Source organism: Thermogutta sp., assembly GCF_039793925.1.
Lineage (GTDB): Bacteria > Planctomycetota > Planctomycetia > Pirellulales > Thermoguttaceae > Thermogutta.
Genome location: NZ_JBAMME010000253.1, coordinates 1 through 4,651 on the forward strand (window position 1 = coordinate 1; position 4,651 = coordinate 4,651).

Annotated in this window: 6 protein-coding genes; 2 read left to right on the forward strand and 4 right to left on the reverse strand. The window is 57.0% G+C overall.

Translation table 11 applies throughout. The features are described 5' to 3' along the window. The coding region (locus tag ABJK56_RS12230; RefSeq protein ID WP_347244949.1) for a hypothetical protein at nucleotides 1-211 on the forward strand (211 nt) is incomplete at its 5' end. 244 nt (nucleotides 212-455) lie between these two features. Continuing rightward, nucleotides 456-980 (forward strand): hypothetical protein, encoded by a 525-nt coding sequence (locus ABJK56_RS12235; protein WP_347244950.1) that lies wholly within the window; start codon nucleotides 456-458, stop codon nucleotides 978-980. A gap of 104 nt (nucleotides 981-1,084) precedes the next feature. Here ABJK56_RS12235 and cas2 read toward each other — a convergent pair whose 3' ends face one another. From cas2 to cas3, 4 genes are all read right to left on the reverse strand, one after another. After that, nucleotides 1,085-1,348 carry a CRISPR-associated endonuclease Cas2 gene (gene cas2 / locus ABJK56_RS12240; RefSeq protein WP_347244951.1) on the reverse strand — a complete coding sequence of 88 codons (264 nt, stop codon included), beginning with the start codon at nucleotides 1,346-1,348 and terminating at the stop codon, nucleotides 1,085-1,087. A gap of 2 nt (nucleotides 1,349-1,350) precedes the next feature. Next, nucleotides 1,351-2,361 (reverse strand): type I-B CRISPR-associated endonuclease Cas1b, encoded by a 1,011-nt coding sequence (gene cas1b, locus ABJK56_RS12245; RefSeq protein ID WP_347244952.1) that lies wholly within the window; start codon nucleotides 2,359-2,361, stop codon nucleotides 1,351-1,353. 79 nt (nucleotides 2,362-2,440) lie between these two features. Beyond that, complete coding sequence (gene cas4, locus ABJK56_RS12250; protein ID WP_347244953.1) at nucleotides 2,441-2,989, reverse strand: CRISPR-associated protein Cas4; 549 nt, start codon at nucleotides 2,987-2,989, stop codon at nucleotides 2,441-2,443. Continuing rightward, a partial coding sequence (gene cas3 / locus ABJK56_RS12255; protein WP_347244954.1) for a CRISPR-associated helicase Cas3' occupies nucleotides 2,986-4,651 on the reverse strand: 1,666 nt, incomplete at its 5' end. The genes cas3 and cas4, both read right to left, overlap by 4 nt.

The window sequence follows — 4,651 nt, forward strand, 5'->3', positions numbered from 1 at the left end:
ATCCCTAGGAGATCGACTGCAACTTAGCGTAGAGCTGGACACCCTCCCTGTCAAGCCCCCCTCGTGGAGCAAACGCAAAATTTTTCTCCCGGAGCATCTTCTGCGGGGGATTATGTACCACGCGGGGGGTGCCTGGACCTGTCGGTCTCGCCACCGCAACCGTCGCGAAAGGGAAGAAGCCGGCCGGCGGTCGGTCCCGTCGCCCGGTTAAGCGTGCTTCAAATCGTCTGCGGCCCTTTTTCAAGCGATTCCGACGGGAATGTCGACTGATGAGGAGCGAACTGTTAACCGCCGGTCGGCCAATCGGGGACATTTTTACGAGGATGTCGGGTGCAGGCCACCATCCCAAAACCTTGGGCGTTGCGCTCCCCCAATCCGGCATCGTAGGCGACGCGGAGTAACTCAGGTGGGCCCCTCAATAAAAACTCTCCCTCCCACCCACGAACGAAGCCCCCATGGATTGGGAACAGACGACTGCGGAGGCGACGAGGCTGGATGGAGAGGGCCTCGGCCGGTTGTTCGATACCCAGGAGGGCGGCCTTGCGATGAAGGTTTTCGCGGAGGACGCGGACGAAATCGGGCTGCTCGGGGGAGAGGAAAATTTTCTGCGGGCCGCGGGAAGCTTTTTGAAATGTGGAGACGACCACGGGAGAAAGGGTGTGGAAGGCCGCCTGCTCGCTGGAAAAGTCGGGGGGTTGTTCGACCTGGATGTGTTCGATGATGAGCGTTTTGTGACCAAGACGGACATAGGGTCGACCGAAGAGGCCACCTATGAGGCTCTCGACGATGGGATCCAGAGGCGAGGAGATCCACCAGCGGAGGGGAGGATCGAGACAGAGGCTGTCACGTGTCGCTTTGGCCTGTACGCCACGGAGGTGGGAGAAGACAATCAGCTTGTAGGAATGGCCTTGGTAAACGAAGCCCTGGTCGTGGAGGAGGCGGGCGAGTTTGTGGTCGTTCGCACGGAGCCAGCGAAATAAAAGCCCTTGGAGCTGACAAGGATAGTTCCAGGGGAGTGGGACGGTCTTTCTCAGAGAGTTGAAGGTGATCCGTACTCGCATGGTGTTGTCCCCTTGGTTGGAGCCTACAAGATTGTATCGAGGGTGGTTTTTTCAACACCGACGACACGACGGGTGCACCACTTGCGTTCCGGGATTTGGTAGATGTAGACGCTGTCCTGTTCACGATTGATGATACGGCGCAGCCCGGCGGCCATTTCCTCGATCTGATGTTCTGTGAGTTCGCCTTCGAAGGCGCTGTTTTGGACCCAGTTCAGGTAGCGTCGGAGGTAGCGGCAGATTTTGCCGACGCGTCGCTGTTCGACATCGTAAACGACAATAGTGTACATGGCTACCACCAGGCTTTAAAGGATTCGTAGGGTTCGATATCCAGGAGGTGGCGGACAAGTTTGTAGGCCTCCAGGCGGAGGAGGCGGCGATAGGAGACCGATCGTTTAAGTTTGCGGTGCTGAACCGTTTCGCTCAGTTGTTTTTCGAATTCGCGGACCCAAATTTTTCGGCCTTCCTCGTTGAGATAGACGCCCTGGGCTTTGCCGATGGGCTCGAAGTGTTTGTCGGTGATCATGCGTTTGTTCCACAGTCGGAAAATGAGTCTATCCACTATGAGCGGTTTAAAAACCTCAGCAAGGTCTAAAGCGAGAGAAAATCGGCGGGTGGAAGGTTCGTGAAGATAGCTGATCGTGGGATCAAGTTGGGTGACATAGAGTTCTGTGAGAACGGCCGTGTAAAGCATGGTATTACCGAAAGAAATAAGAGCGTTGATGGGGTTATTCGGTGGTCGGCGGACGCGTTTTTCAAAGGGTTCTGGCAGATTCATGATTGTGGTGAAAGCTTGATAGTAGGCATCGCGTGCCCGACCTTCTAACCCCATCAATGATGGGATGTCGGGAGTCATCTCAATTTGATCTGTGAGGGCCTCGATGGTCGAGATGATTTCGGCAAGGGATTTCCTCCGGTTCTGGTAATAGCGCAGATTATGGAGGAGGTGGTAGCAGGCGCCTTTGACGAACTGGCGGGCGAGATGCAAACGGCGACTGGAACTGAGAAAAGCCTGGACCTGCCGGATGAGGAGATCGCCGCTGACATTGCGTTTGCGGGGAAAAAAGCTTCCCACATAATAGCCGTAGTAATTGAAGCAGTGGGCGGTGATCTGCCTTTGTCCCAGAAAGCGAAGCAGCTTGGTGTTGAGGTCGAGTTCACCGAAAAGATAGATATCGCGGACATTTTCTACAGGCAGGGGATATTTTTGAGTATCGCCGTTATTGGGAGGGGACTCCAGGTAGAGCGTGTTGTGTTTGCGACGGAGGCGTCCGTTGCGGAAGATGTAGTAGGTTTCGCTCATCGCGTGCTCCCTTTACTGGCTACCTCTCCTTTTCGGAACACTTTCCCGTTACCGTTTCCATAATTGCGCCACCGGTGGCCTACCCCCAGCAAAGCTCCGCATAGGCGCAGCGGAGGCAGTGAGATTGGAACTGAACGTGTGGAGGCCGGGGTGACTGTTCGATTTCGCGGATGCCCCGGAGGGCGTCGGCGACTTTCGCCTCCAAGTCGGGAGTGAGTCGAACTTGTTCGCGACGGTGGTCGCGGGGAAACCGCAGTTCGCCGACCATGTCGCCGGCGCCGAGGTGTTTGAGATACAGCAGGTAATAGGCGACCTGAAGTCGCGCCGCGTCGGAGAACTTACGGGAATACTTGACTTCCAGGATTTTCTCCTCGCCTTCCACGACATCCACTCGGATGAGATTATGAATGAGCACGTCGCGTCGGGGCAGCTTAGAATAGCTTTCCCGGTGCAGCAGACGGCCCAGGGCGACGCGGTCGGCAGTGTGCTCCATCGTTATTCTTTTGGCAAAGAACCAGAGTTTCCGTGGGCAAATGGCCCAGTAATTGACCTTCGTGCCATTGACGCGCAGCAGGTCCAGCTCTTCTTCGGAGAGCGCTTTGGAAACTGGAGTGGTGTGGTATTTCATTCGATGATGGCTCCGCCCGATTCGAAGGGACTCTCATCAGGTAATACGAGTCCCTCGTCGAACGAATAACAAAGATTGGCGATGAGCAGATTGAGATCGCTGCAGGGAGTGAAACGGTCGCGATGCGTTTTGAGCCAGTAGATGGGGACAGGGACGAGGAGTTCCGCAAGCCGCCAGTATTCCCTGGTCTCCACGAATTGGTAGGCTTCCTTCACAAACTGATGAGGCAAGACATCGATGGAGATAGTTCCGCGTCGGGCTGTGAAGCGGCTGGCATGTTCTGGATCAGAAAGGTCGATGGTGTAGCAGCCCAGGTCTTTCTGAAATTCTTCCAGAGTTCGGGCACCGGCCTGGAGCTCGTCTTTCCAGTCGGGGGAATTGACCATCCGATCATAAAGTTCCGCGACGCTGCGTCGCAGGTCACCATCGGTGGGGCATTTGGGAAGGGATTGGAGCAATTCTTGGCTCCAGGTGAGAATGTCTCGTCCGTAGATATGCTGAGTGCCCGCCGAGGTTGTTTGATAGACCGTCACCGGTGCCGGTGGCATCCTGCCATAACGGTTGACGCGGCCGAGGCGTTGCACGAGGGCATCAAGCGGAGCAATTTCGGTAAGCAGGGCATCGTAGGAGATATCCAGGCTCACTTCGACGACCTGAGTGGAAACGAGGATGGTGCCCGGTTCGGGGCTGGCGATTTGTTCTTCCTTCGTGCGACGGTCGCGGAGGCAAAAGCGGGAATGGAGGAGGGTCAGCGTGCGATCATCGCACCGGGTCTTCAGGAGGCGGAAGATCTCCTGGGCATCGCGGACCGTATTCGCCACGATAAGAACCGAGCGTCCTTCTTTGGCGAGACGACAGGCTTGCTCGATGCCTTCTTCGACCAGCGTTCCCGGCGCGGAAACGATGTGGTGGCGCTGTTTGGCCCACAGTTCGCCTTCGGCTTCCACAAGCTGGCCGGGCGCAAAAAGTCGGAGGAGGCAATCGGGCAACGTGGCGCTGGCCAGGGCAAGTCGCTGCGGCGGCTCCTTTTCAAGGGCCTTCTGGAGGAGCCCCAGCGTGTAGGGTTCATAGGCGTGAATCTCATCGAGGATGACGGCGCTGTGCCGGGCAAGGGTGCGACGGATTTCCCAGTGTCGGCAGTTCAGATGGGCGAGAAGGAACTGATCGAGCGTGGCCACGGTGATGGGCTTGGCAAACACAGAGCCGAAAAGTTGGGCATCGCGCAGATCTTCCTCGGATTCTTCGCGTTCTTTGCGGAGAAAATAGGAAGCCCGCCCGTGTGCGAGTCCGACGTTCTCTTGGCCGAAGATTCTCCCCAAACGGCGCCACATGGCGTTAGTGGTGGCCTGAGTGGGGAGGAGGTAGAGAATTCGGGACGCGTTTGCCGCCCAGAGGAGGAGGGCCTCCGTTTTGCCGGACCCGGTGGGTGCACGGAGCCACAGGACCGGCTGCGAGGCGCTGGCGGCCGCAGACTGTTGGAAGTAACGGAGCGGACTCGCAAGGTGAGTCGTGTGCTGGAGGATCAAATCCTTGGCTTGATCCAGGAAGATAGAGCAAGTGTCAGCTCTGCCGGCCGAGGTGATCCAATCGGCGAGCTGGAGCACACACTTGACGGTGGCGAAATTTTGCGGCGGCAAACTTTGTAAAACACCGCGGAAGGTT